Origin of the sequence: Achromobacter marplatensis, from assembly GCF_049060505.1 — a bacterium.
In the GTDB taxonomy this organism is placed as follows: Bacteria; Pseudomonadota; Gammaproteobacteria; order Burkholderiales; family Burkholderiaceae_B; genus Achromobacter; species Achromobacter marplatensis_A.
Genome location: NZ_JBMGRB010000011.1, coordinates 18,089 through 42,963 on the forward strand (window position 1 = coordinate 18,089; position 24,875 = coordinate 42,963).

Below are 24,875 nucleotides of genomic sequence, written 5' to 3' on the forward strand. Positions count from 1 at the left end.
GTCTGGAGCCACAGTCATGCGCAAGCAAGACGCGTTCGATGTCATCTATACCCATACCGAAGGCGAGCCCCTGTGCATCGTGCATAGCGGCATCCCCTACCCCGCCGGATCCAGCATCCTGGAAAAGCGGGCCTTCCTTGAACAGCACTACGACTGGCTGCGCCGGGCGTTGATGCGCGAACCGCGCGGTCATAAAGACATGTTCGGCGTATTCCTCACGCCGCCATCCAGCCCGGAATTCGATGCCGGCCTGATCTACATCGACGGCACCGAGTATTCCCACATGTGCGGCCACGGCACCATCGCCGTCAGCATGGCGATGGTAGCCAATGGCCTGGTGCCCCGTGGCAAGGACGGCATCACCAAGATTCGCTTCGAGACCACGGCCGGACTGGTCGTGTCGGAAGTCGCGTCCGAAGGCGAAAACGTGCTGTGGACACGCTTCGAGAACGTGCCGGCCTACGTGGCGGCGCAGGACATTCCGGTGGAACTGCCGGGCTACGGAAAGCTGTCCGCCGACATCGTCTGGGGCGGGAACTACTTCGGCATCGTGGATCTGTCGGGCTGCGATCTGCGGATTTCGCCGGACAACGGCACCGAGCTGTCCCGCATGGGCTTGATCGTGCGCGACCAGCTCAACGCGCGTCACCGCATCCAGCATCCGACGGAGGCGCACATCAATAATCTGAACTTCATCACGTTCTGGCACCCGGCAACGATCGAAGGCGCGTTCTACAAGAATGTGCACGTGTTCAGCGCGGGCCAGCTGGACCGTTCACCCGGCGGCACCGGCACCAGCGCGATGATGGCCATGTTCGAGGCGCGCGGGAAGTTGGGCATGAACCAGCCGATCAAGTCGGAGGGCTTGCTGGGCAGCGGTACCTTCGAAGGCTGCCTGCTGGGCGAAGTGGACCTGAACGGCACGCGCGCCGTCCGCCCCACCGTCAAGGGCACCGCCAGCATCCTGGGCACCGCGCGCTGGGTGATCGACCGTAACGACCCGGTCGGCGCGGGCTTCCTGATCCGCTGAGCCTGATAGGTCGTAGGATGGGTGAAGCGCGGGAGTTCATAATCAAGAATTCAAGTCTGCAGCGCGCGCAACCCATCGAGCAGCGATGATTGCTTGGCAAGTTTAGCCACAACGCAACGGTTGCTAGATGGGTTGCGCGCGTTGATCAGCAATATTCTTGCTCGTGAACTCTCGCGCTCCACCCATCCTACGACGGGACAAGGGGCCCAGTACGACGAAACAAGGTCCATGTGCGACCGAACAAGGGGTCCAGTACGACGGGACAAGGGCCCCGTGCGACGGGACAAGCGCCCAGTACGACGAAACAAGGTCCGCGTGCGACGGGACAAAATCCCGGTACGGCGGATCAGGAATTCCCTGCTTCCTCCAGGATCATCTCGGCGCCGCGCTCGGCCACCATCATGACGGCGGCCTGCGTGTTGCCGGAGACCATCTTCGGCATCACCGACGCGTCCACCACGCGCAATCCCGTCACGCCATTCACACGCAGGCGCGCGTCGGTCACCGCCGCCGAGTCCGACCCCATGCGGCAGGTGCCGATCGGGTGGTAGATCGTCTGCCCGTTGCGCCGCGCGAAGTCCAGCCATTGTTCGTCGCTTTCCACATCGGCGCCGGGGCTGATCTCGGCCTCGATGAACGGCTGCATGGCGGGTTGCGCCACGATGCGCCGCGCCGCTTTCATGCCGCCCACGAGGCTATCGCGGTCGATCTGCGCGGACAGGAAGTTGGGGCGGATTGACGGACAGGCCAGCGGGTCCGCCGACTTGATATGGATGCTGCCCACCGATTCCGGCCGCAGCTGCGCCACGCCGATCGTCATGCCAGGATGGCGGTCCAGGATGCGTTCGGCCGCGTTGGCGTAACTGGCGTGCACGAAGAAAAACTGCACATCGGGCGTCGGCAGGCCCGGCGCGCTCTTGACGAAGCCGTGGACGAGACCCGTTCCCAGGGTCAGGATGCCTTTGTGGCGCGTGTAGTAGCGCGCCACCTGTTGCGCCAGCCGCCAACCGCGCGACATCTCGTTCAAGGTCACCGTATTCTTCACGCGCCAATTCATGCGCGTGGCGAAGTGGTCGATATAGTTTTCGCCGACTTGCGGCTGCGCATGCACCAGCGGGATGCCGAAGGACTGCAGCCGTGCCGGATCGCCCACGCCCGATAGTTCCAGCAGCTGCGGCGACTGCACCGCTCCCAGGCACACCAGGGTTTCGCGCCGCGCGCGCACCGTGTGTTCCTGGCCGTTCTGGCGATAGGCCACGCCCACGCAGCGCTTGCCCTCGAACAGCAACCGCGTGACATGGGCGCCGCATTCCACTTTAAGATTCTTGCGCCCCGCCGCCGGCTTCATGTAGCCGTCCACCACGCTCCAACGCCGGCCCCGATGCTGCAGCACTTGGTAATAGCCCACGCCTTCCTGGTTGCCGCTGTTGTAGTCGGCGTTCAGCGGCTGGCCATCCTCTTGCGCGGCGCGCAGGAAGGCATCGGACACGGGGAAGCGCTCGGCGACTTCTTCCAGATGCATCGGCCCGTTCTTGCCGCGCGCCCCGCCGCCCGGCTCGTAGTGTTCGATTTTGCGGAATATCCGCTCGGCCTGGGCATACCCCCAACCGGTGGCGCCCGCCGCTTCCCAGCCGTCGTAATCCTGTGGCTGGCCGCGCACGTAGATCATGCCGTTGATCAAGGTCGATCCGCCCACGCCCTTGCCGCGCGGCACGGCGATGGTGCGGCCGTGGACGTTGTCCTCGGGCTCGGTGGCAAAGCGCCAGTTGTAGTCCGGATTGACCAGCAGCTTGGAGAAGCCCGCCGGGATCGAGATCCACATGCTGCGCGCCTCAAAGCCCGCCTCCAGCATCAAGACGCGATGCTTGCCGTCGGCGCTTAGCCGGTTGGCCAGGATGCAGCCGGCCGTGCCGCCGCCCGCAATGATGAAATCGTAGTCGCCCATCTTTTTATCCGCCCCGTCCTGATATCCGCCGCATGCCTATTTCGCGGCGGCCACGCCCAGCATCTCGGCCATCAGCTCGATCTGGCAGGCCAGCATCGGCGCGCCGTAATGCACGTTGCAACCCTTGGCTTTTGCCGCCAGCAGCAGCGCCGTGTCCTTGGGTTGCATGATGACTTCGCACACAAGTTGGTCCGGTGTCAGCCGGTCGGTATCCAACGGCAGCGCATCGCCTTCCTTCATGCCCAGCGACGTGCCGTTGACAACCAGGTCATGGCCTGCCGGATCCGGCGTACCGATCGTGATCCGGGCCTCGGGATGCAGCGAGAGGATGCGCGCCTTCAGGTCTTCGGCCTTGGCAGGCGTGCGGTTGGCGATGGTCAGCCGCGACACGCCCGCCTGGATCAGCGCAAAACCGATGGCATTGGCGGCGCCACCAGCACCCGCCAGGTAGGCGCTTTTTCCTTGCACCGGCACGCCCGCGGTCAACAGCCCCCGGACGAAGCCTTCGCCATCCAGCATGTGCGCCACCAGGCGGCCGTCCGCGTCGCGGCGCACCACGTTGGCCGCGCCGATCTTCGCGGCGACCGGCGTAACCTCGTCAACCAAATCCAGGATCGCCGTCTTGTGCGGCATCGTGACGATGACGCCGCCCAGGTTCTCCAGGCGACGCAGGCCGTCGACCACGGCGGCCAGGTTGTCAGGCCGCGCATGGAAAGGCACGCACACGCCGTCGAAGCCAATCTTGGCGAACAGTTCGTTCATGCGCTGCGGCGTCTTCACATGATGAATCGGGTCGGCCAGGATGCCGAACAGACGCGTGTTTCCGCTGATTTCCTTCATTCTTTTCTCCGAAAGGTCAGGCGTTACCTGAGGTCTTGATCAATGCGCGAGCCACCTCGCCGATGCCGGCGGCGTCCAGCTTGTAATGGGCATACAGCGTGGTGGGCGGCGCGATCAGGCTGTATTCGTCATAGATGCCATGGCGGCGCAGGCGTGTGCCCGCGCCGGCATCCGCCAGCACTTCCGCAACGGCCGAACCCAGCCCGCCCAGTACGTTGTGTTCCTCCACGGTCATCATCAGGCGCGACTGCCCCGCCGCCGCCAGCACCGCGTCGCGGTCCAGCGGCTTGATGGTGGGCATGTCGATCACGCCCACCGAGAGGCCGTCCTGGCGCAACTGCTCCGCCGCGGCCAGCGCGGCGTGCAACGTGATGCCGCAAGCGATGATATTCAGGTCGCTGCCCTGGGAATGCACGATGGCGCGGCCGAATTCGAACGGCGTGCCGTCCTCGTAGACTTGCGGGTCGCGGCCCCGCCCGATGCGGAAATAGATCGGCTCGGGCCAGTTCACCGAGGCTTTGATGGCCGACGCCAGTTGCGGACCGTCCGCCGGCGACACCACCGTCAGACCGGCCAGCGCGCGCATGGTCGAGATGTCTTCGGTGGCATGGTGCGACGTGCCGTAAAACCCCAGGCTGATGCCGGTGTGGTGGCCGATCAGCCGGACCGGCAGCTTGGTGTAGGCCACGTCCATGCGGATCTGCTCGCAACACAACAGGCCCAGGAACGACGCGAAGGTGGCCACGAACGGCATCATGCCTGTGGTGGCCAGGCCGGCCGCGGCCGACACCATGTTTTGTTCAGAAATGCCGAACTGGATGTACCGGTCCGGGTAGGCCTCTGCAAAACGGTTCAGGCCATTGGAGTACTGCAGGTCGGCCGACCCGGCCACCACGGGGTGGCCGGCCTTTGCCAATTCGATCAGCGCGTCGGAAAGGTAGGACAGCCCGGGGTTCACCGCATTCAGGGCGCGGTACTGCCAGGAGTCGGGGGAGAGAACTTGTGCCTGTGCCATTCAGATCTCGCGGGAGAGAATTTCGTCGATAGCGCTTTGCGCGTCTTGCGGCGCCAAATAACCCAGATGCCAGCCTGGCTCGGTTTCCATGTAGGAAACGCCTTTGCCCTTGATGGTCTTCGCGATCACGCAAGCCGGCTTGGCACGCTGGTCGTCGGCGCGCAGGCGCCGCAGCAGCCCCGTCAACGCATGCAAGTCGTGCCCGTCGACTTCGTGGACGTCCCAGCCGAACGCCTGCCATTTCGCGGCCAGCGACTCCACCCCCATCACGTCGTCCACCTTGCCGTCCAGCTGGTAGCCGTTGCGGTCGACGATGGCGATCAGGCGCGACAACCGGTTGTGCGCGGCGAACAGCGCTGCTTCCCAGACCTGCCCTTCCTGCATCTCGCCGTCGCCCAGCATCACGAACACGTTGAAGTCGCGCTGGCTCATGCGCCCGCCCATCGCCATGCCCACGCCGTTGGATAGCGCGTGCCCGATGGACCCCGAACTGAAATCCACGCCCGGCACCTTGCTCATGTCGGGGTGGTCGCCCAAAGGGCTGCCCAGCCGGGTGTAGCCATCCAGCAGCTCGCGGTCGATGAAACCATGGTCGGCCAACACTGGGAACAAGCCGACGGCGGCATGGCCTTTGCCCATCAGGAAGCGGTCGCGGTCCGGCCAATGCGGCTCGCCCGGACGCAGCCGCATCACGTCGTAGTACAGCGAAGCGAATATCTCCGCGCACGAGAAGACCGAGCTGTAGTGCCCCACCTTCGCGATTTCGATGAGTCTGATTGTCTCCAGCCGGATGTGGCGGGCCTTTTCCCGCAGCATCCTGACTTCCCCCTCGGTGGGGGCCTCCTGATGGTGGCGCATGGCGCGTCCTTTCGTCGTTAGGATATATGATATATAATATACCCATTGAGCTTGAATTGGCTATGGCGGGCTAGAATTCATCCCGGATTCACCCGTTCCCTCAATACAGCAAGCCCGAAAACGTCATGCCCAGCCTCAAACCGGTAAAGAAAGAGAACCTCTCCGTCAGGGTCTATAACGAAATCCGCAATGCCCTGATCAACGGGCAGTACGAACCTGGCGAACGCCTGATCATCGGCGAGCTGGCTCAAGAGATGGGCGTATCCATCACGCCCGTGCGCGAGGCCATCTTCCGGCTGATCAGCGAACAGGGCCTGGAGATGCAGGCGGCCACGGCGGTCTACGTGCCCTACGTGAATTCGGAAAAATTGCGCGAGATCCAGCAGATCCGCTTCCATCTGGAAGGCATGGGCGCCGCCGAGGCCGCGCAGCACATCACCCGCAAACAGCTGGACAACCTGATCGCCCTGCAACGCGACTTCATTTCTTGCACCGCCACGGATCCCAAGCGCGCCAGCTACCTGAACCGCAAATTCCACTTCGCGATCCTGGAAGCCAGCAACAAACCCATCCTGCGCAGCACGGTGGAATCGTTCTGGGTCATCACGGGCCCCATCCTGAAGGTGTTCCACGTCAAGACGGCGGGCCTGGACTATTCCGAAAATGAGCACCGCCACGAAGCCGTGCTGGAAGCGCTGGAAGCGCGCGATTCCGAAGCGGCGCGCAGCGCCATCCAGGCCGATCTGGTCTGGGGCGGCAAGATCATGATCGACTGGTTGGTCGAACGCGAAAAAGAGCTCGACTACCGCCCTCCCGTTCCACGCAAATAGGACGACTTCATGCTGAAGATTTTTGGCGCTCCCAGCCGCTACATACAAGGAGCGGGCGCGCTCGACGCCTTGGGCCAGTACGCCGCCTTGTTCGGGCGCCGCGCCGCCCTGGTCATCGACCGCTACGTGCATGGCGTGCTGGGCGCCAGAATCGAAGCCTTGTGCGCGGAGCACGGCGTGGCGCTTGCGCCGCTGATCGTCGACGGCGACCTGACGCCAGAACTCATCGCGCAACTGCGCGCGCAGGCCTCGGGGGCCGGCATCGACATGGTGATCGCGGTGGGTGGCGGCAAGTCGCTGGATGCCGGCAAGGCGGTGGCGAAGTCGGCCCACTGCCACCTGGTCACGGTACCCACCGTGGCGTCCAATGACGCGCCGACCAGCAAAAACTACGTGCTGTACGACGAACATCACAACCTCCTGGCGGTCGAGCACATGCTGTTCAACCCCACGATCGTGTTGGTGGACACGGCCATCATTGCGACGGCGCCCGCGCACTTCTTCCGCGCCGGCCTGGGCGACGCCATTTCGAAGAAGTTCGAGGCCGAGCAATGCCAGCGTAACGGCGGCAAGAATATGTACGACGGCGCGCCACTGCTGTCCGCGCAGTTGATCGCCGACGGCTGCCTGCGCACGCTGCTGGCCGATGGCGTGGACGCCGTGGCAGCCGCGGGCACCGGCCAGCCGACGCCGGCGTTCGAACGCGTAGTGGAAGCAATGATCCTCATGAGCGGTCTCGGTTTCGAAAGCGGCGGCCTGTCCATCGCCCACGCCTTGACGCGCGGACTGCCCAAGATCGGCGGCGTGGCGACCGCGCTGCACGGATTGCAGGTTGCCGTCGGCCTGTTGGTGCAGCTGGACCTTGAACAGCGCAGCGACGGCATGCTGGCCGACCTGACCCAGTGGTACGCCCAAGTGGGCCTGCCCACCACGCTGCGCGAGCTGGGCGCCGCCGACACGCCCAGCGATGCCGACCTGACATTGGCCGCCGAACTGACCCTGAACGCCCGCCACGCCGCCAATTTCGATCGCGTGCTGGACGTCGCCACGCTTGCCGACGCGCTGCGCCGCCACGCTTGAACCGGGCCGGCGCAGCCGCGCCGGCCAGATGGCGCTGATCAGAACTTCACGTTTTCCCGGCCTTTCAGACCGAGCTTGGCCCGCGTCTCTTCCGGCGTCGCCACTTCCAGATTCAGCGCTTCCAGGATGGAACGGATGCGCTCGACCTGGACGCGGTTAGACTCGGCCAATTGGCCCGGTCCGATCCACAGCGAATCTTCCAGCCCCACGCGCACGTTCGACCCCATCGCCGCGCCGATGGTGGCCAGCGGCATCTGATTGCGGCCCGCGCCCAGGATCGACCATTCATAGTCGTTGCCGAACAACCGGTCGGCGGTGCGCTTCATGTGCATCAAGTCTTCCGGATGCGGACCGATGCCGCCCAGGATGCCGAACACCGACTGGATGAATGGCGGCGACTTCACCAGGCCGCGGTCCACGAAATGCGCCAGGTTGTACAGATGGCTGATGTCGTAGCACTCGAACTCGAAACGCGTGCCGTTGGCGTTGCCCAGCGTCAGGATGGATTCGATGTCTTGATAGGTATTGCGGAAGATCAGCGAGCGGCTGTTCTCAAGGTGTTCGCGCTCCCAGTCGTGCTTGAAGTCCTGGAAGCGGTCCAGCATCGGGAACAGGCCGAAATTCATCGACCCCATGTTCAACGAGGCCAGCTCGGGCTGGAAGGTGGTGGTCGGGCGCATGCGCTCTTCCACCGTCATGTGAGGACTGCCGCCGGTGGTGATGTTAATGATGGCGTCGGTCTCGTTCTTGATCCGCTCCAGGAACGGCTTGAACAACGCCGGGTCTTGCGACGGCTTGCCGGTCTGCGGATCACGGGCGTGCAGGTGCAGCACCGCGGCGCCTGCCTTGGCGGCGCCAATGGCGGCTTCCGCGATCTCGTCGGCGGTGACCGGCAGGTGCGGCGACATGCTGGGCGTGTGGATGGCGCCCGTCACGGCGCAGGTGATGACGACTTTCTGTTTGGGCTTAGCCATGATTGTCTCCGTTCTCTTGTTTGTGGCGCATCAAGCGCATCAGTTTTTCATCGCGCCAGAAGCGGCGCTTGGCAAGGTCTTCCTGCGGCAGCAGGCTGCGGCGTTCGTGCGCCAGCGCGTCCACCAGCGCGCCGTCCCAGGCGACACATTCGCCCTGATCGGCGCCGATGGATTGGTACAGGCCGCCGTAGCGCGCGCAATAGTCGGCAATGCCGCCGGGCGCGTTCAGGTCGATTGTTTCGAACGGCCCCATGAACGACCAGCGCAAACCCAGGCCGTCCTTCACGGTCACGTCGATGTCTTCGACACTGGCGATCCCTTCCTTGGCCAACCGAAAAGCTTCGTGCAGCAACGCGCCTTGCAGGCGATTAAGGATGAATCCTTCAATTTCGCGGCGCACCAGCACCGGCTTCTGGCCGATTGCCGTCATGGCGGCGTTTGCGGCGTCCAGCGCCTGCGGGCTGGTCCATGGCGCGGGACATAGCTCCACGACGGGGATCAGGTATGGCGGGTTGACCGGGTGCGCGACCAGGCAGCGGTGACGCCCGGCCAGATGCTCGGTGAACTGGCTGGCGGGGATGCTTGACGTCGAACTGCCGATGACCGCATCGGGGTCGGCCGCTGCGTCCAGCTCCGAGAACAACGCGCGCTTGATCTCGACTTTTTCCGGCGAATTCTCCTGGATGTAGCAGGCACCCTTGACCGCATCAGCCAGGCTGCCGGCCACCTGCACACGTTCGATGATGGCATCGGCGCCCGTCAGCAGGCCCTGGGCTTCCAGTTCATGCAGCTGCTGCAGAATCAGCGTTCGCGCCTCGGCCAGCATGGCCGCGTTAACGTCATACAGGCGCACGTCCCAGCCCTTGCGGGCAAACACGATGGCCCATCCCTGGCCAATCAGCCCCGTACCGATGATGGCGGCGCAACGCGCCTCGCGGCCCGCGCCCATCAGTAGAGCTTCTGCGTAAAGCCGTCCACCACGATGGCCTGCCCGGTGACGCTGCGGGCGGCTTCGCTGGCGTTGAACAGCACCATGTTGGCGATATCGCGCGCCGTGACCATGCGGCCCAGCACGGCCTGGTTCTCGTATTGCGCGGCGATCTCGTCGACCGGACGGCCAAGCGTGTCTGCCTTGGCCGCGATGACGGCGCGGATGCGCGGGCCTTCGACGGCGCCGGGCAGGATGGCATTGACCCGGATTCCATGCGGTCCCAATTCAATCGCCAACGACTTCGTGAACCCGATCACCGCCCACTTGGACGCGGAATACACCGACCGCCCGGCAAAACCCAGGTGGCCGGCGGCGGACGAGAGGTTGATCATCACGCCGGCCTTGGACGCTTTCAACATCCCGATGGCCTGGCGCGCGCACAAGAACTGGCCGGTAATGTTCACGGCCAGCGTGCGGTCCCAATCGGCTTTGGACAGGGTTTCGACATAGCCCGTGGGCCCGGCCACACCCGCGTTATTGATCAGGATGTCCAGCCCGCCCAGTTTTTGCTTGACCGCGTTGAAGAGCGCGCCCACGCTATCCTCGTCCGACACATCCGCCACGGCGGTATGCACGCCCGGCAATTCGGCGGGTAGCGCGGCCAGGCGCGCTTCGTTTACATCGCACACGAAAACAGTGGCGCCGGCGTGGTGGAACACCTTGGCCATCTCCAGGCCCAGACCATCCGCGCCCGCGGTGATCAGCACCCGTTTTCCGGCGAAATCGACTTCCTCGAACATGCTTCTGTCTCCTGGGTTTTTTATGGAAAAGCGCGTGGTTGATGATATAGGATATATGATTTAGCCGGATAATTTCGTGACTTTTGACGATGCCGATTGTTTCCGGAAAGATGCGGCCACCTGCCGGAACATTGCGGTTGATTTCACCTCTTATCGGCCGCTAAGGCTTTATTCATGCGGCTTTAGGGAATTCCCCGATTCGGCTTGGTGTGACCCCAACTAGAATCCAAGGCGGGGTTTTCGTACCTGCCCGGCGCATATATCATATATTTAAAAAAGACGGACACTAATAAAAATAGTCCGCATCCCATACCGACAAAGGAGCGTAGACCGTGTTCAAGTTCAATAAGATAATTTTGGCGCTGGGCGTGTGCGGCGTCTTGGCAAGCGGCACCGCAGCGGCCGACATGAAAGTGGGCGCCCTCTTCCCGTTCAGCGGCGCGCTTGCGCTGCTTGGACAAGAGAGCTATCGCGGCCTGGAACTGGCCGTGAACGAGATCAACGCCGCAGGCGGGGTCAACGGAGAGAAGATCGAAATCGTGAAGGCGGACGCCGTGGATCCGACGCAAGCCGTGTCGGAAACCAAACGGCTGATTTCGGCCAACGTGGTCGGCGTGTTCGGCAGCTACGCGTCGGGCATTTCTTACGCGGCCTCGCCCGTGACGGAGCTGGCGGGCGTGCCTTATTTCGAGTTGGGCGCCACCGCCCACAAGATCACCACGCGCGGCTACAAGTATCTGTTCCGCAGCAACCCCAATACGGCGCTGTATGGCGTGTCGGTGGTCAACGCGCTGCATGACACCATCGCCCCCGGCATGGGGCTGAATCCCAAGGACATCAAGATCGGCATCATCCACGAAGACGGGCCTTATGGCACCGACGTGGCGGCCACCGAAAAGAAGCGTGCCCAGGAACTGGGCTACACGGTGGCCGAAGTGCTGCCCTACTCGGCCAAGACCGTGGACCTGTCGTCCTTGATCCTGCGATTGAAGGGCGCCAAGGTCGACGTCGTGCTGCAAACGGCCTACCAGAACGACGCCATCCTGTTCTTCAACCAGGCGCGCGCCGCGGGCTTCAAGCCCAAGGTCGTGATCGGCGCGGGCGGGGGCTATTCGTTGGCCGATACGGCCAAGGCCGTCGGCGCCGACATGAACGGCGTGTTCGACCTGGACTTCCCGCAGTCGTCCATCAACCCGGCCGGCGCGCCGGGCCTGGACAAGTTCCTCGAGGCCTACAAGTCCACCTACAAGAGCGATCCGCAATCCGGCCACAGCCTGACCAACTACGTGGGCGCCAAGGCCTTCTTCGAGGCCATCGGCAACGCCAAATCGACGGACAAGGACAAGATCCGCGCCGCGGTTCTGGCCTACAAGAAGCCGGCGGGCCAGACCGCCAACGGCTGGGCGTTCGAGTTCGGCGAAGACGGCCAGAACAATGCGTCCACGTTCTACGTGATGCAGTGGCAGGACGGCAAGCTTGTCACCATCGCACCCAGCAACCTCGCACTTGGCAAGCCCGTCTTCAAGAAGTAAGCGCGACGCCAGTGATCAGGCGCTTGGGGGCGCCTGACGTTTCCCGGGATCCGCGCACGCCGGCGCGGCCGTTTTCGACGCGGCCGTGCCGGCGCCGCCTCCCGCTCTAAGAGGTTGCACCATGGATATTTTCATTCAACTGGTCATCAACGGCCTGTTGCTGGGCGGCGCATACACCATCATCAGCCTGGGGCTGACACTGATCTTCGGCGTCGTGCGCGTCGTGAACTTCGCGCACGGCGAGTTCCTGATGATCGGCATGTACCTGGTCTATCTGATCGCCGCGCAGTTCGGCGTCCACCCCTATGTCGGGCTGGTGCCGGTGGCCGTCATCTTGTTCGCGTTGGGCGCGCTGACGCAGAAAGGCATCATCCAGCCGCTGCTGAACGCCGACCAGCACATCCAGATCTTCGCCACGGTGGGCGTGTCCACTATCTTGCTGAACCTTGCGCTGGTGATCTTCGGCGCCAACGTCTACCGCGCGCCGGTGGAACTGGGCACGAACGCCATCGACGTCGGCAGCTATTCGATGGTGACGGGCCAGTTGATCACCTTCGTGATCGGCATCAGCCTGGCGGTGTTGCTGCACCTGTTCATGCACCGTACCTATCTGGGACGCGCGCTGCGCGCCGTGGCGCAGCACCGCTATGCCGCCACGCTGATGGGCGTGAACGTGAACAACGTGTATGCCATCGCGTTCGGCCTGGGCACGGCATTCGTCGGTATCGCCGCCGGCCTGCTGGCGCCGCAATACCCGGTGTTTCCGACGGTCGGCACGTACTTCGTGCTGACGGCATTCGTGATCGTGGTGCTGGGCGGCCTGGGCAGCCTGTACGGCGCCGTCGCCGGCTCCATGATCATCGGCATCGTCGATACGCTGGCCGGCTATTACATCGCCCCCGACCTGAAAGAGGTCGTGTATTTCGGGATCTTCCTCTTGATCCTTGTCCTGCGTCCGAACGGCCTGTTCGGCGTCGGCACAGAGTGATCAGAGCCACAAGGAGCGAGACGTGTTTCCCGACTTTCGAAGCCCCAAAGCCTACGTCAGCCTGATTCTGCTGATTGTGATGTTCATCGTGCCTGCTGTCATGGGCACGCCTTTCTGGACCAACCTTTTTGTCTTGCTGTTCGTCTTCGCCTCGCTGTCCGTGGCATGGAATATCGTTGGCGGCTACGCCGGCCAGCTGTCGCTGGGTCATGCGGTGTTCTACGGCATCGGCGGCTACACCGCCACGCTGCTGACGCAGAACTTCGGCATTTCGCCCTGGATCGGCATGTTGGCGGGCGCGGCCATCTCGGCGGCGGTCGCTATCGTGATCAGCTATCCCACGCTGCGGCTGCGCGGGCCCTTCTTCGCGCTGGCCACCATCGCCATCCTGGAAGTGGTGCGGCTGCTGGTGATCCACGAGGAAAGCTGGACGGGCGGTTCCAGCGGCATCAGTCTGCCGTTGAATATCGGCTGGGCGTGGATCGTGTTCCGCGAAAAGATGAACTATGTGGTCATCGCCTTCGGCCTGTTCCTGTTCGTCACGTGGGTGTCGTGGTATGTGCGCAAATCGCGCATCGGCCACTACCTGATCGCGATCCGCGAACGCGAGGACGCCGCACTGGCCGTGGGCATCCACACCGTGCGGGTGAAGATCATCGCCGCGGTGGTGTCGGCCATGCTGACCAGCATCATCGGCACCTTCCACATCACCTATCTGACCTTCGTGGATCCCAGCTCGGCGTTTTCGCTGGAGCTGTCGATCCAGGTAGCCATGTTCGCGCTGATCGGGGGGCTGGGCACGGTGGCGGGCCCGATCGCGGGCACCTTCCTGGTGCTGCCCATCGCGGAACTGGCGCGCGGCTGGCTGTCCAGCGTGGGCAACGGCATGCACGGGCTGATCTACGGCCTGATCCTGGTCGCCGTGGTGCTGACCATTCCGCGTGGCCTGGCCGGCGCGTTCGGCCCTGCGATCGAACGCGGGCTGGCACGCTTGCCGTATCTGGGACAGCCCCGCAAGAAGCTCAAGCTGGCCGATGAATTGCGGTTGCGCGACGCCACCCGTTCCGAACAGCCGGTACTGAAGGCCGACAAGCTGTTCAAGAGCTTTGGCGGTCTACGCGCCACCAACGACGTATCGCTGACGCTGAACCAGAACGAGATCCTGGGGATGATCGGGCCGAACGGCGCGGGCAAGACGACCGTGTTCAATTTGTTGTCGGGCTTTCTTTCGCCGGACAAGGGCAGCATCTCGATGCTGGACGCGGACGGCAACTGGGTCACCTGCAAAACGCCGGACGAGTACGCGCACATGGGGTTGGGCCGCACGTTCCAGATCGCCAAGCCGTTCACGGGCCTGACGGTACTTGAGAACATCATGCTGGGCGCGTTCATCCGCACCTCAAGCCGCGACGAATCCGAGCAGATCGCCCTGAAGGTGGCCGAGCAGACGGACTTGGTCAAATACTTGAACACCGAAGCGCGCAGCCTGACGGTGGGCGGCATGAAGCGGTTGGAAATCGCCCGCGCATTGGCCATCAAACCCCGCATTCTGCTGCTGGACGAAGTGATGGCTGGGCTGAACCCCACCGACATCGAGAAGTCCATCCAGATGATCCGGCGCATCCGCGACTCGGGCGTGTCGGTGCTGCTGATTGAACACATGATGCAGGCCACGATGGCGCTGTCCGACCGCATCATCGTGCTGAACGAAGGCGCCGTGCTGGTCAGCGGCGCGCCCAAGGACGTGGTCGAGAACCCGGCCGTCATCGAAGCCTATTTGGGCAAGGAGTATCAGGATGCTTAAGGTGACGAACCTGTCGTCGGGCTATGGCAAGAGCCAGGTGCTGAACGGCCTGAACTTCGAGGTCAACGCGGGCGAGATCGTCACCCTGATCGGCGCCAATGGCGCGGGCAAAACGACCACGCTGAAGACCCTGTGCGGCGTCATCCCGGCCATGCAGGGCAAGGTGGAATTCGAAGGCCACGACCTGACCAACCGCAATCCGTATGACATCGTGGACGCGGGCATCACCATGATTCCCGAGGGCCGCCAGCTGTTTCCGCACTTCACGGTGAAGGACAATCTGCTGATGGGCTCGTACAAGCGCGCCGCGCGCCCCATCGTGGCCCGCAAGCTGGACGAGGTGCTGCGCATTTTCCCGCGGGTGAAAGAACGGCTGTCGCAGTACGCCGGCTCGCTGTCCGGCGGTGAACAGCAGATGGTGGCGATCGCACGCGGCATGATGGCCGACCCGAAGCTGCTGGTGTTCGATGAGCCGTCGCTGGGCCTGTCGCCGTTGCTGGTGCAGCAGATGTTCGACATCATCCGCGACGTGACCTCGCACGGGGTCACGGTGCTGCTGGTAGAGCAGAACGTATTCCGCACCCTGCGGCTGGCCGACCGGGGCTACGTGCTGGAAAACGGCGCCATCGTGCGGACCGGCACCGGCGCCGAATTGCTTAGCGACCCCCATGTGAAAAAGGCCTATCTGGGCCATTGATGACACCAGGACCCCTTCTTATGACTCTACGCTGCACATTCATCGACCACGGCAAGGGCGGCGCGCCCGATTGCATGCACGTTGCCCAGCGCGACATGGCCGCGCCCACCGGCCGGCAGGTCTTGATCGAGGTGGCCTATGCCGGCGTCAACCGCCCCGACGTGCTGCAGCGCTCTGGCTCGTATCCGCCGCCCCCGGGCGCATCCCCCTATCTGGGGCTGGAAGTGTCGGGCGCCATCATCGCCGTTGGCCCCGACGTCACCGCATGGAAGGTCGGCGATGCCGTCTGCGCCCTGACGCCGGGCGGCGGCTATGCCCAATACTGCCTGGCCGACGAACGCCATTGCCTGCCCGTGCCGCGCGGCATGGACCTGCTGTCCGCCGCTGCCATCCCCGAAAACTACTTCACAGTCTGGACCAACGTGTTCGACCGCGCCCGCCTGTCGGCCGGCGAGAAATTCCTGGTGCATGGCGGCTCCAGCGGCATCGGCCTGACGGCCATCCAGCTAGCCCGCGCGTTCGGCGCCGAAGTCTGGACCACGGTCGGCAATGCGGCCAAGGCGGAGGCTTGCCTGAAGGCCGGCGCGCACCATGCGGTGCGGTACCGTGACGCGGACTTTGAAGCCGAAGTCCGGCAAGCCACGGGCGGCGCGGGCGTGGACGTGATTCTGGACATGGTTGGCGGCGCCTACATCAACAAGAACCTGCGCCTGCTGGCCGTGAATGGCCGGCTGGTGCAGATCGCCTTCCTGGAGGGCAGCAAGGCTGAAATCGACGCGCTGCCCATCATGATCAAGCGGCTGCAATTCACGGGATCGACGTTGCGCCCGCGCTCGGACGACGACAAGGGCGACATCGCGCGGTCCCTGGCCGAGAAGGTCGTGCCGCTGATGGAGCAAGGGCAATGCCTGCCCCTGATCCATGAAGTGTTCCCGCTGGCCCAGGCCGCCCAGGCCCACGCCTTGATGGAAAGCAGCAAACACATCGGCAAGATCATGCTGAAGGTGCAGGCATGAGCGGCCGCTTCCAGGATCAGGTTGCCATCGTGACAGGCGCGGTGGGCGGCATCGGCTCCGCCATCGTCGAGGGTTTTCTGGCCGAAGGCGGCCGTGTCGGGCTGATCGATTTCAACTCGCAGGCGGGCCAGGCGTTCGAGAAAGAACTGCGCAAGCACGGCCACGAGGTGGCCTTCGTCCACGCCGATGTGGCGCATTACGATCAATGCCAGGCGGCCTACGACCGCATCACGTCCGATTTGGGGCCGGCGACGATCTTGGTGAACAACGTCGGTATTTCGCCCAAGACGGACGGACGCGCGCTGAAGGTCTGGGAGATGCCGCCCGGCGAATGGGATAACGTGGTGTCGGTGAACCTGAATAGCGTTTTCTACATGACGCATCTGGCCACGCCGCACATGGTGAAGCAACGCCAGGGCCGCGTGATCAACATGTCGTCGGTGGCGGGCAAGGCTTACTGCGATATCGTGGCGGCGCACTATGCGGCCACCAAGGCCGGCCTGATCGGCCTGACGCGCCACTGGGCGGCCGAGCTGGGGGAATACGATGTGACGGTGAACGCGCTGGCGCCGGGGCGCATCAGCACGCCGTTGCTGAAAAGCGTGCCAAAAGCCGTCAATGACGCCGTGGCGCAGGTGACCGCGCTGCGCCGCCTGGGCACGCCCGAGGAAGTGGCCGATGCCTGCCTGTTCTTCGCGTCGGACCAGGCCAGGTTCGTCACCGGCCAGGTCCTGGACGTGGCCGGCGGGTGGCTGATGACTTGAGGCGAGACGATGGGTTGCGCGCGCTGGGCGGTCGTGTTCTTGTTTGCCGCCCCTGCGCGCTTCACCCATCCTACGTGCCTACACCCCCAGGCGGTAGACCACGGTGTCCAGGCGGCTGACGCCGGCGCCCTGGAACTTGGGTTCCTTGTCGAGGATGTCCCGGCGGTCGATGATGACCGCGGGCATGACGCCCGCGAAGATCGCCTGGACCTCTTCGTCCACCACCGAGAACGGCGGTCCCGCCATCTCTTCCTGCGGATAGTCCAGCGTGATCAGCAGGCCCCGGCAGGCGGGCGACAGCTGCCCGTAGACGTGGCTTACATATTGGGCGCGCATGGGCTTGGGCAAGGCGACGAGGGCCGCGCGGTCGTATACGCCCACGCAGTGCGACAGCACTTGCGCATCCAGCTTGAAGATATCGCCGCAGATGATCTCGATGTTGCCCGACACGTAATGTTTGCCGTAGACGGATTCATGCGTGACGGGCCGAAGCTCGTTTTCTTCGAAGAACTGGTCGACCGCAAGCTGGGAGAGTTCGACCCCCAGCACGGAATGCCCCTGCGCCGCCAGCCAGACCATGTCCAGCGACTTTCCGGCGAGCGGAACCAGCACCCGTCCGCCCTTCGGTACGGCCAGCGTGGGCCAGTACTTCTGCAAGAGCGGGGTAATCCGGGTTTGATGAAAGTGCGTGCGCCCTTCGCGCCAGCGTTCCAACCAGAATTCTGCGTCCATACGTTGTCTGCTCCTCCTGTATTGCGGTTGCAAGCTCATCGCTTCTATCGGGTCGGCCGGGACCCGGACGCCTTGGCGTACCCAGCGTAACGGGTATCGCCCCCGGCGCGCTTGATGCCGCGCAATCCGGTGCCGGGCATTGTAGTGCCCCGAAACGGGTGACGCCGACGGGCGCGCCCGGTATGCTCTGGTGCAGCACGCCCGTCCCTCAGGAACCGATGCCCGACGCCCAGCACCTACAGGCCTTGCTCGCCCAGTGCGCGGAGAAGCGAGAATCCGCGCTGGCGGAGATCTATCGCCTGGCGTCCCCGCATCTGTTTGCCCTTGCCCGACGTATGTTGAGAGACCAGGCCGCCGCGGAAGACGTGTTGCAAGAGTGCTTCGTATCGATCTGGCGCCAGGCCGGGCAGTACCAGGCTGCGCAAAGCCAGCCGATGACCTGGATGACCCGCATCGTCAGGAACCGGTGCATTGACCGTCTGCGGCGTCCCGGCATCGAGGTTCCGGATCCGGACGATGCGCTGACGCTGGCGATGGCCGATGACAGCCCGGGCCCGCTTGCCCGCCTGGAAACCAGCCAGGAAGGCCGCCGGCTGGCGGATTGCATGGCCCAGCTTGAAGGGCCGCAGCGCGTCGCCATCGCCATGGCGTTTTTCGACGATCTGGCGCACCCCGATATCGCGGCCCGCCTGGACACGCCGCTGGGAACGATAAAGAGCTGGATACGCCGTGGCATGCAACGGCTGAAAAGGTGTTTGGAATGAACTACCGCCACCCCGAACTGCAAGACCGCCTGGCCGCCGAGTACGTGCTGGGCGGTTTGCGCTCGGGAGCCCGGCGCCGGTTCGTTCAATTGATGCGCGACGACGCCGGCCTGCGCCGGGCCGTGGCCGAATGGGAAGAGCGGTTGCTGCCCCTGGCCTTGGCCCTGCCCCCGGAACCGCCCCCCGCGCACGTCTGGCAAGCGATTTTGGCCCGCATCGCGCCTGCGGCCAGCCCTGCGGCAGCGCCCCGCCCCACCGCCTGGCGCGGTCTGTCCTGGTGGCGGACGCTATCCGCCGGCTTGGCGACCGCGGTCATGGTGTTGGCGTTCTTGATGCTCAAGCCACCCACTGCGCCGCAGGACCTCCGCACCCTCGCCGTCCTGTCGGCCGAACAGGCCCCGGGCGCGCTGGTGCTGAACCGGCTGCCAGACCAACGCCTGTCGGTACAGCCCATGCAAGATCTGGTGACGTTGGCCAACGGCCGCGCGCTGGAACTGTGGGCCATCTCGCCCGGGCAGGCGCCGCGTTCGCTGGGGCTGGTGATGCCCGCCCAGACCACGGTACTGACGCCTCGCCTGCCGCCCCTGCCGGGCGATACGGTGGCCGTCACCCTGGAGCCGGCGGGCGGCGCGCCCAACGGCGTGCCCACAGGGCCGATCGTGCTCAGCGGCAAGGTCATCTGATCCGGGTTTGTACCTAGAAAATAAGCGCATCCAATCGGCGGCCAGCCCCGTATTTCCTCATGACGGCCACACAAAAGGAGATCGTCATGAAATTGCTAGCCTCGATTGCCATCGCCTGCTCTGCCCTGACCCTGTCGCCCACGTATGCCGCCGATGTCATGGTCGGCGGACAGGCGATGATGCCCGCGAAGAACATCGTCGCGAACGCCGTGAATTCCGCGGACCACACCACACTGGTCGCGGCGGTGAAGGCAGCGGGCCTGGTGGATACGCTGCAAGGCAAGGGCCCGTTCACGGTCTTCGCCCCGACCAACGCCGCCTTCGGCAAACTGCCGGCCGGCACCGTCGATACGCTGGTCAAGCCTGAAAACAAGGCAACGCTGACAAAGATCCTGACCTATCACGTCGTGCCCGGAAAGCTGGACTTCGACGCACTGGCGGCCAAGGTCAAGAAAGGCGGCGGCTCGACCGAGCTTGCCACCGCCAGCGGCGGCAAGCTGTGGGTAATGATGAACGGCAAACACAACCTGACCCTGAAGGACGAAAAGGGCGGCGTGTCCACCATCAGCACCTACGACGTCTATCAGTCCAACGGCGTGATCCACGTCATCGACACGGTGCTGATGCCGAAGTGACCGCGCCGGTAAACCCGTAGTGCAAGGCAGCCCGGCCCTCCCGCCGGGCCGCCGTTCCGGTATCGTAGGGACCCCGCGCCCCTTTCGAACCGCCGCCCTCATGCTTGCGACCCTGCACCGCCGATTGACGTCTGTTTTGCTGTGTTCGCCGCTACTGGCGCTGGCTTGTTCCCTGACGCCGCCGGCCGCCTTGGCGCAAACCGCATCGCAGCTGGACCACGCCTATCAAACCGAACTGCAGGCCGACAACCAGGCCCTGCGCGCGCGCATCCAGCAGTTGCCGCCCGCCATGCAGGCATTGAACGCGCAGGTTTCCGCGGCATTGCGCGCCGGCAACCGCCCGGAAGCGCAGCGCATCGGGGAAGAGATGGCGCGGCAGGACCCGCGCAATGCGGATATCTTGCTGTTCCTGGGCAAGCTGCAAAGCCAGCAAGACAATCCCGCCGCCGCGCAAGACCTGATCGACCGGGCGATCACGTTGAATCCCGACAGCAAATGGGCCTACATCAACAAGGCAGGCGCGCAAGCCGAACGTTCCGACCTGCCCAACGCGTTGGCCACCACCTACGAGCTGACCCGCCGCTATCCCGACTGGAGCATCGGCTACAACCTGCAGGCCTCGTTGCTGGAGGCCATGGACCGTGAAGCCGACGCGCTCCAGACTTACCAGAAGGCCGTCGCGGCCAAGCCCGCCAGCGCGCTGATCTTGACCAACATGGGCAACCTTCAGCGCCGGCTGGGCCGCATAGGCGACGCCCGCCAGTCCTATGAAGCGGCGCTGCGCCTGCAGCCCGGCTACCCCCTGGCCGCGTCCGAACTGGACAGCATGCCGAAATGAACCCGCCTTGCCTGGAGCCCCGATGACGCGCAGGACATTGCTGCTTGCCATGGCCAGCCTGCCCCTGGCGCCGCTGCGCGCCATCGCCGCCCCCGATCGCGATGCGATCATCCGGCAGGTTTACAAAGCCCCCTTCGACACACTGGCCTTTACCAGCCAGCACGCGGCGTTGATGCGCGCGTTGCGCGTGCTGTGGATGCCCGTGGAGTCCGGCGCACCCGCCATCGATTTCGAACAACCGCTGCTGGGCGGGCCCGACACGCTGGGCACCGCGCGCAAGATACTCAAGACCACGGACGATGGGCTGATCATCCGCCGCCTGGCGGAAGTCTGCCGCTCGATCCCGCGCTACGTGGGTTCACTGGGCATGTTGCGGCCGGGGCGCTACGCCGTGCCGGCTGAAATGAAAGAGGCCTTCGACTTCCCGCAAAGCGGCGTGGATGCGCAAGGCGGGTTCACGCTGCGCAATGCGCACCTGACGTTGCTGCGCGCGGCTGCCTGGCGCGAGGTGGACGCGAATTCGCTGCAAGCCGTGTTACGCGAAGGCGAGCGTTTCTGGCCGATGCCATACATCGACGGAAAGCGTCCGTATGGCGATGCCAGTTACTACCAGATCGATATGGCCCGCTTGCTGGGCGAGCCGTATCCGCTGGACAGCAAGGGCTATGCCGTCACCGAACCCGCCAAGGACGCCCGGTTGGAAAGGCTGCATTATGAAACGCTGGCGGCATTGCAGGTGTTCCTGAACCACGCCGCAGTGACCAAGGCGAAGTCATAGCAACCGTCGGCTAGGCGCGATGAAAGAAGCTGCGGATGTCGTCCGTGATCGGCACCATCGCCAGCAACGTCAGCAGCAGCGCCAATGGCCAGGTCGAGCCGAAGCCGAAATGAAAGAACGAATACGCGCCGGTCACGCCCCCGACGAAGAACAACGTGACCATCAGGCTCAGCACGGTCAGCTTGCCGCGGTCGGCGCGCACGGGCGGCATGGCGTGCGCATCGCCCTTGGCCACGTTCCAGTAAAAGAGCTTGCCCAGTTCGATGCCGATGTCGGTCACCATGCCCGTCACATGCGTCGTGCGGATCTCGGAGCGTGACACCTTGGTGATCATGGCGTTTTGCAGGCCCATGATGTAGCACAGCAGCATCACGGTGCCCGGCACATAGAACCAGCGCAGCGTCTCCAGATTGGCGCCCAGCAGCCCGAAGGCAAGCAACAAGACGGCTTCAAGCAACAGCGGCAAGGCATATTCGCTGGACAGGCGCGAGCGCCGGCCGAAATTGATCAGGAAAGCGGAGCCTGCCGCGCCGGCCAGGAACGAGAGCAATGCCGCCAGGCCCTGTAGCACCACGATCATGCCGCCCAGCGCCATGTGGTCGGCCATCATCGACACAATGCCGGACATGTGCGAGGTGTATTGCTGAACGGCCAGAAAGCCGCCGGCGTTGACCGCGCCGGCGGTAAAGGTCAGGAAATAGGCAAGATGCCGGTTGGCTTGCGGGCTGCGGCTGACGGCCGTCAACCGCCGCAAATACGGAATCGCCACACGCGCCCCTTCAAAACAAGAACGTTGACCGTCACAGCGAGAACTCCTGAAGATTGGCGACGCGTTCAGCCAGCCCCTCGGCCCCCAGATAATGGCCGAGTTTTCCCGCCCGCACGCGGCGCAGGTCTTCCTGGTAGGTATTCGTCATGGAATCGCGCACCTCGGCGTAGGCGGCCTGGACGCCATCTCCGCACGCCGCGGCAACCAGGCGGGCGGCGTCGGCGGATCCGCAAGCCACGCAGCGCGCGACGCCCAGGGCGTCGGCCACGGCGCCTTGGGCTAGCAGACGCTGCACCAACAGGGTCGGCGGCTTGCGGTCAATGCGATGGATCGCCATGGGGCTGACCGGCGCGCCGGCCTGCAACAACGCATCCGCCGCCGCATAGGCATGCTGCATCAGCGCGACCTCGACCGGGGTGGCGCTACCGCGCAGCGGCTGGTCGAAAGCCATGCCCAGCCCAGCCAATTGGCGTACCAGCGCGTCATCATCGTGGGCCAACGCATGCTGCAGCGCCAGGCTGGCCAAATACGGAGACTCAAGCAGCGTGCCGGCGGCCAGCGGGCCACGCCAGTCCACCCGCGCACGCAGGTAGAACGCCGTCAGCTTATCCGCCAGCGGCTGCGCCATGCCGTGATCGGATACCCGTTCATCCAGATATTCCAGCACGCGCACGCCGGGGCTGTCTTCGTCCTGTTCCGGGTCTGTTTCCAGGCACAACGCGGCGAAAGCAGTGTGCAGATCCGGCGCGATGGTTGCGATGCCGTCCTGCTGCAAGGCATGTGTCCAGCCCGGCAACCCCATTTTCCAGGCCACGATGCTGCCGGCATTGGGACCGGGCTCGACGGCCACGTAGACACGGTCGCAATATTCAAAGCCGCCGATCGGCAGATAGCGCAACGTGCCGTTCCAGGTCTCCCCGTGTTCGGTCGCGGCTTCTTCGGCACACTCTTGTTCGTGTTCGATCCACCCTTGCAGATCGCGATAGTGGTCGCTGCCGTCATAAAACAGTTCGGCCCAGCTCAGCGCCTCTTCATTGCCGTCCATGTTTGCGCGCAGATCGTAGGCCAGTTCGCCCCCCGCGGTCAGGCGCCACAAATCGCGCAACGCATCCGGCACGGGGCTCGCGCAGGCCGCTTCGATTTCTGCAATGCGCGCCTCGGTCAGGGGCGGCTGCACGCCAATCAACACGCGCTGCGCGAACAACGCAATACCGTGTTCGCGCAGCGCGCGAATGTCGTCGGAGGTGAAAAAGTCGCTCATGTGGAATCTTCGGAGTGGCCGCTGCGGAGATTCTACTAGCGGGATGCGCGAAAAAGAGGGCGGGTCCACGCCGGGACCCGCCGCGTTTACGCCGCGCGCGATTCGGCAAGCTGCTTGCGCCGGAACTCGCCCTGGCGCACGTGCATCCAGCCCGGATACTCGGGTGGCAGCGCGCTGACCTTATCCAGCGCAGCCAGCTCATCGTCCGACAGCTTGATGGCCGTGGCCGCCAGGTTGTCGTCCAGTTGATCGACACGCTTGGCGCCGATGATGACACTGGTTACGGCCTGCTGATGCAGCAACCAGGCCAACGCGACCTGCGCGACCGACACGCCGCGCGCGTCGGCCACCGTTTTCAGCGCGTCGATGCTGTCATAGGCACGGTCGCGGTCCACCGGCGGGAAATCGAACGCGGCACGGCGGCTGCCGGCTTCGGCGCTGCCATCGCGGCCATACTTGCCGCTGAGCAAGCCGCCGGCCAGCGGGCTCCACACCATCAGGCCCACGCCTTCGCTTTGCAGCATGGGCACGATTTCGCGTTCCAGATCGCGGCCCGCGATCGTGTAGTAGGCCTGCAGCGATTCAAATCGCGAAAGCCCCAGGCGTTCGGCAATACCCAGCGCCTTCATGATTTGCCACGCCGCCCAATTGGACACGCCCACATAGCGCACATGGCCATGCTGCACCAGGTTGTCCAGCGCACGCACGGTTTCCTCGACGGGCGTGGCGGGATCGAAACCGTGGATCTGGTAGAGGTCGATATGGTCCAGTTGCAGGCGCGACAGGCTTTTCTTGACGCTGTCCATGATGTGGAAGCGTGAATTGCCCCGCGCGTTCACACCGGCGCCCGTCTGGCCGAAGACCTTGGTGGCGATGACGACGTCGTCGCGCGCCACCTTCAAATCCCGTAGCGCCTGGCCGGTAATCATCTCGGACCGGCCTTCGGAATACACGTCGGCCGTGTCGATGAAATTGACACCCGCGTCCAAGGCCCGGCCGACCAGGCGGTTGGCGTCCTCTTGTTGCAGGCTGCCGATCTTGCTCCACAGTTCGCCTTCGCCGCCGAAGGTCATGGTGCCCAGGCAGAGTTCCGAGACGAACAGGCCGGTGCTACCGAATTTCTTGTACCGCATGATTGCACTCCTTCAGGGGGCCAGCCGCCCCGAGCGCCCCGGGATGGGGCGCCGGACGCTTGCTTGCCGGGGTGGACACAGTATGCGTCCGCCCCGCCGCCCATGCGCTGCTTGATCCTGCCCCTTTTTTGCCTGATTCTCCGGCAGCTCTGACAGAGAATCGGGCATGCGCCCGATC

24 protein-coding genes and 1 pseudogene are annotated in these 24,875 nt (G+C 64.4%); 14 read left to right on the top strand and 11 right to left on the bottom strand.

The genetic code is table 11. The annotated features are described in order from the left end of the window. Positions 1-16 precede the first annotated feature (16 nt). Complete coding sequence (locus ACI0FO_RS24380) at positions 17-1,030, top strand: proline racemase family protein (protein ID WP_416030972.1); 1,014 nt, start codon at positions 17-19, stop codon at positions 1,028-1,030. A 346-nt stretch (positions 1,031-1,376) separates the two neighbouring features. On the opposite strand, the gene ACI0FO_RS24385 is transcribed toward ACI0FO_RS24380, so the two are convergent. From ACI0FO_RS24385 to ACI0FO_RS24400, 4 genes are read right to left on the bottom strand one after another with little or no spacing between them, the layout of a single operon-like run. Next, positions 1,377-2,975, bottom strand: a complete 1,599-nt coding sequence (locus ACI0FO_RS24385) for a GMC family oxidoreductase (RefSeq protein ID WP_416030974.1) — start codon at positions 2,973-2,975, stop codon at positions 1,377-1,379. A gap of 36 nt (positions 2,976-3,011) precedes the next feature. Continuing rightward, positions 3,012-3,815 carry a shikimate dehydrogenase family protein gene (locus ACI0FO_RS24390; RefSeq protein ID WP_416030976.1) on the bottom strand — a complete coding sequence of 268 codons (804 nt, stop codon included), beginning with the start codon at positions 3,813-3,815 and terminating at the stop codon, positions 3,012-3,014. Positions 3,816-3,831: 16 nt separating this feature from the next. Beyond that, on the bottom strand, positions 3,832-4,830 hold the full coding sequence (locus tag ACI0FO_RS24395) for a transketolase family protein (RefSeq protein WP_416030978.1): 999 nt from the start codon (positions 4,828-4,830) through the stop codon (positions 3,832-3,834). Beyond that, positions 4,831-5,688: a transketolase gene (locus ACI0FO_RS24400; protein WP_416030980.1), complete on the bottom strand. Its 858-nt coding sequence runs from the start codon at positions 5,686-5,688 to the stop codon at positions 4,831-4,833. Between the two features lie 125 nt (positions 5,689-5,813). Here ACI0FO_RS24400 and ACI0FO_RS24405 point away from each other — a divergent pair, with 125 nt between their 5' ends. Together ACI0FO_RS24405 and ACI0FO_RS24410 are read left to right on the top strand one after the other, a co-directional pair. Beyond that, positions 5,814-6,518 (top strand): GntR family transcriptional regulator, encoded by a 705-nt coding sequence (locus ACI0FO_RS24405; protein WP_416030982.1) that lies wholly within the window; start codon positions 5,814-5,816, stop codon positions 6,516-6,518. Positions 6,519-6,527: 9 nt separating this feature from the next. After that, entirely contained in the window at positions 6,528-7,598 is a 1,071-nt protein-coding gene (locus ACI0FO_RS24410; protein WP_416030984.1) for a glycerol dehydrogenase, read from the top strand. A 38-nt stretch (positions 7,599-7,636) separates the two neighbouring features. Here the strand turns inward: ACI0FO_RS24410 and ACI0FO_RS24415 are convergent, their stop codons facing one another. The 3 genes from ACI0FO_RS24415 to ACI0FO_RS24425 are packed head-to-tail and all read right to left on the bottom strand — an operon-like array spanning position 7,637 to position 10,303. Next, positions 7,637-8,572 (bottom strand): 3-keto-5-aminohexanoate cleavage protein, encoded by a 936-nt coding sequence (locus ACI0FO_RS24415; protein WP_416030986.1) that lies wholly within the window; start codon positions 8,570-8,572, stop codon positions 7,637-7,639. Next, on the bottom strand, positions 8,565-9,521 hold the full coding sequence (locus tag ACI0FO_RS24420; RefSeq protein ID WP_416030988.1) for a 3-hydroxyacyl-CoA dehydrogenase: 957 nt from the start codon (positions 9,519-9,521) through the stop codon (positions 8,565-8,567). The genes ACI0FO_RS24415 and ACI0FO_RS24420 overlap by 8 nt, the downstream gene beginning before the upstream one ends. Then, positions 9,521-10,303 (bottom strand): SDR family oxidoreductase, encoded by a 783-nt coding sequence (locus ACI0FO_RS24425; RefSeq protein WP_416030990.1) that lies wholly within the window; start codon positions 10,301-10,303, stop codon positions 9,521-9,523. Before ACI0FO_RS24425 ends, ACI0FO_RS24420 begins: the two co-directional genes overlap by 1 nt. Positions 10,304-10,635: 332 nt before the next feature. Here ACI0FO_RS24425 and ACI0FO_RS24430 point away from each other — a divergent pair, with 332 nt between their 5' ends. The 6 genes from ACI0FO_RS24430 to ACI0FO_RS24455 all read left to right on the top strand — a co-directional run bounded on the left by ACI0FO_RS24430 (position 10,636) and on the right by ACI0FO_RS24455 (position 17,104). Next, the gene (locus ACI0FO_RS24430; RefSeq protein WP_416030992.1) at positions 10,636-11,835 is read left to right on the top strand and encodes an ABC transporter substrate-binding protein; all 1,200 of its coding nucleotides are present in this window, start codon (positions 10,636-10,638) and stop codon (positions 11,833-11,835) included. A gap of 121 nt (positions 11,836-11,956) precedes the next feature. Beyond that, the gene (locus ACI0FO_RS24435; protein WP_416030994.1) at positions 11,957-12,823 is read left to right on the top strand and encodes a branched-chain amino acid ABC transporter permease; all 867 of its coding nucleotides are present in this window, start codon (positions 11,957-11,959) and stop codon (positions 12,821-12,823) included. 22 nt (positions 12,824-12,845) lie between these two features. After that, on the top strand, positions 12,846-14,627 hold the full coding sequence (locus ACI0FO_RS24440; protein WP_416030996.1) for an ABC transporter permease subunit: 1,782 nt from the start codon (positions 12,846-12,848) through the stop codon (positions 14,625-14,627). Further along, positions 14,620-15,324, top strand: coding sequence for an ABC transporter ATP-binding protein (locus ACI0FO_RS24445; RefSeq protein WP_416030998.1), 705 nt, complete (start codon positions 14,620-14,622; stop codon positions 15,322-15,324). Before ACI0FO_RS24440 ends, ACI0FO_RS24445 begins: the two co-directional genes overlap by 8 nt. A 20-nt stretch (positions 15,325-15,344) precedes the next feature. After that, a complete protein-coding gene (locus tag ACI0FO_RS24450; RefSeq protein ID WP_416031000.1) occupies positions 15,345-16,340 on the top strand; it encodes an NAD(P)H-quinone oxidoreductase in 996 nt (331 codons plus the stop codon). After that, a complete protein-coding gene (locus tag ACI0FO_RS24455; protein ID WP_416031003.1) occupies positions 16,337-17,104 on the top strand; it encodes an SDR family oxidoreductase in 768 nt (255 codons plus the stop codon). Before ACI0FO_RS24450 ends, ACI0FO_RS24455 begins: the two co-directional genes overlap by 4 nt. A 78-nt stretch (positions 17,105-17,182) precedes the next feature. Here the strand turns inward: ACI0FO_RS24455 and ACI0FO_RS24460 are convergent, their stop codons facing one another. Then, a complete protein-coding gene (locus ACI0FO_RS24460) occupies positions 17,183-17,836 on the bottom strand; it encodes a thiopurine S-methyltransferase (protein WP_416031005.1) in 654 nt (217 codons plus the stop codon). Between the two features lie 218 nt (positions 17,837-18,054). Between ACI0FO_RS24460 and ACI0FO_RS24465 the strand changes: the two genes are divergently transcribed. From ACI0FO_RS24465 to ACI0FO_RS24485, 5 genes are all read left to right on the top strand, one after another. After that, complete coding sequence (locus tag ACI0FO_RS24465) at positions 18,055-18,600, top strand: sigma-70 family RNA polymerase sigma factor (protein ID WP_416031007.1); 546 nt, start codon at positions 18,055-18,057, stop codon at positions 18,598-18,600. Continuing rightward, on the top strand, positions 18,597-19,283 hold the full coding sequence (locus ACI0FO_RS24470) for an anti-sigma factor (protein ID WP_416031009.1): 687 nt from the start codon (positions 18,597-18,599) through the stop codon (positions 19,281-19,283). The genes ACI0FO_RS24465 and ACI0FO_RS24470 overlap by 4 nt, the downstream gene beginning before the upstream one ends. An 86-nt stretch (positions 19,284-19,369) precedes the next feature. After that, a complete protein-coding gene (locus ACI0FO_RS24475; protein ID WP_416031011.1) occupies positions 19,370-19,918 on the top strand; it encodes a fasciclin domain-containing protein in 549 nt (182 codons plus the stop codon). A 100-nt stretch (positions 19,919-20,018) separates the two neighbouring features. Further along, positions 20,019-20,756, top strand: coding sequence for a tetratricopeptide repeat protein (locus tag ACI0FO_RS24480; protein ID WP_416031013.1), 738 nt, complete (start codon positions 20,019-20,021; stop codon positions 20,754-20,756). 22 nt (positions 20,757-20,778) lie between these two features. Further along, positions 20,779-21,534, top strand: coding sequence for a hypothetical protein (locus ACI0FO_RS24485; RefSeq protein ID WP_416031015.1), 756 nt, complete (start codon positions 20,779-20,781; stop codon positions 21,532-21,534). 31 nt (positions 21,535-21,565) lie between these two features. On the opposite strand, the pseudogene ACI0FO_RS24490 reads toward ACI0FO_RS24485, so the two are convergent. The 3 genes and pseudogenes from ACI0FO_RS24490 to ACI0FO_RS24500 all read right to left on the bottom strand — a co-directional run. Next, positions 21,566-22,303, bottom strand: a pseudogene (locus ACI0FO_RS24490) (YoaK family protein); the annotation flags it as partial. A 31-nt stretch (positions 22,304-22,334) separates the two neighbouring features. Next, positions 22,335-23,564: an SMI1/KNR4 family protein gene (locus tag ACI0FO_RS24495; RefSeq protein ID WP_416031017.1), complete on the bottom strand. Its 1,230-nt coding sequence runs from the start codon at positions 23,562-23,564 to the stop codon at positions 22,335-22,337. 86 nt (positions 23,565-23,650) lie between these two features. Beyond that, a complete protein-coding gene (locus ACI0FO_RS24500; protein WP_416031019.1) occupies positions 23,651-24,697 on the bottom strand; it encodes an aldo/keto reductase in 1,047 nt (348 codons plus the stop codon). Between the last annotated feature and the right edge of the window lie 178 nt (positions 24,698-24,875).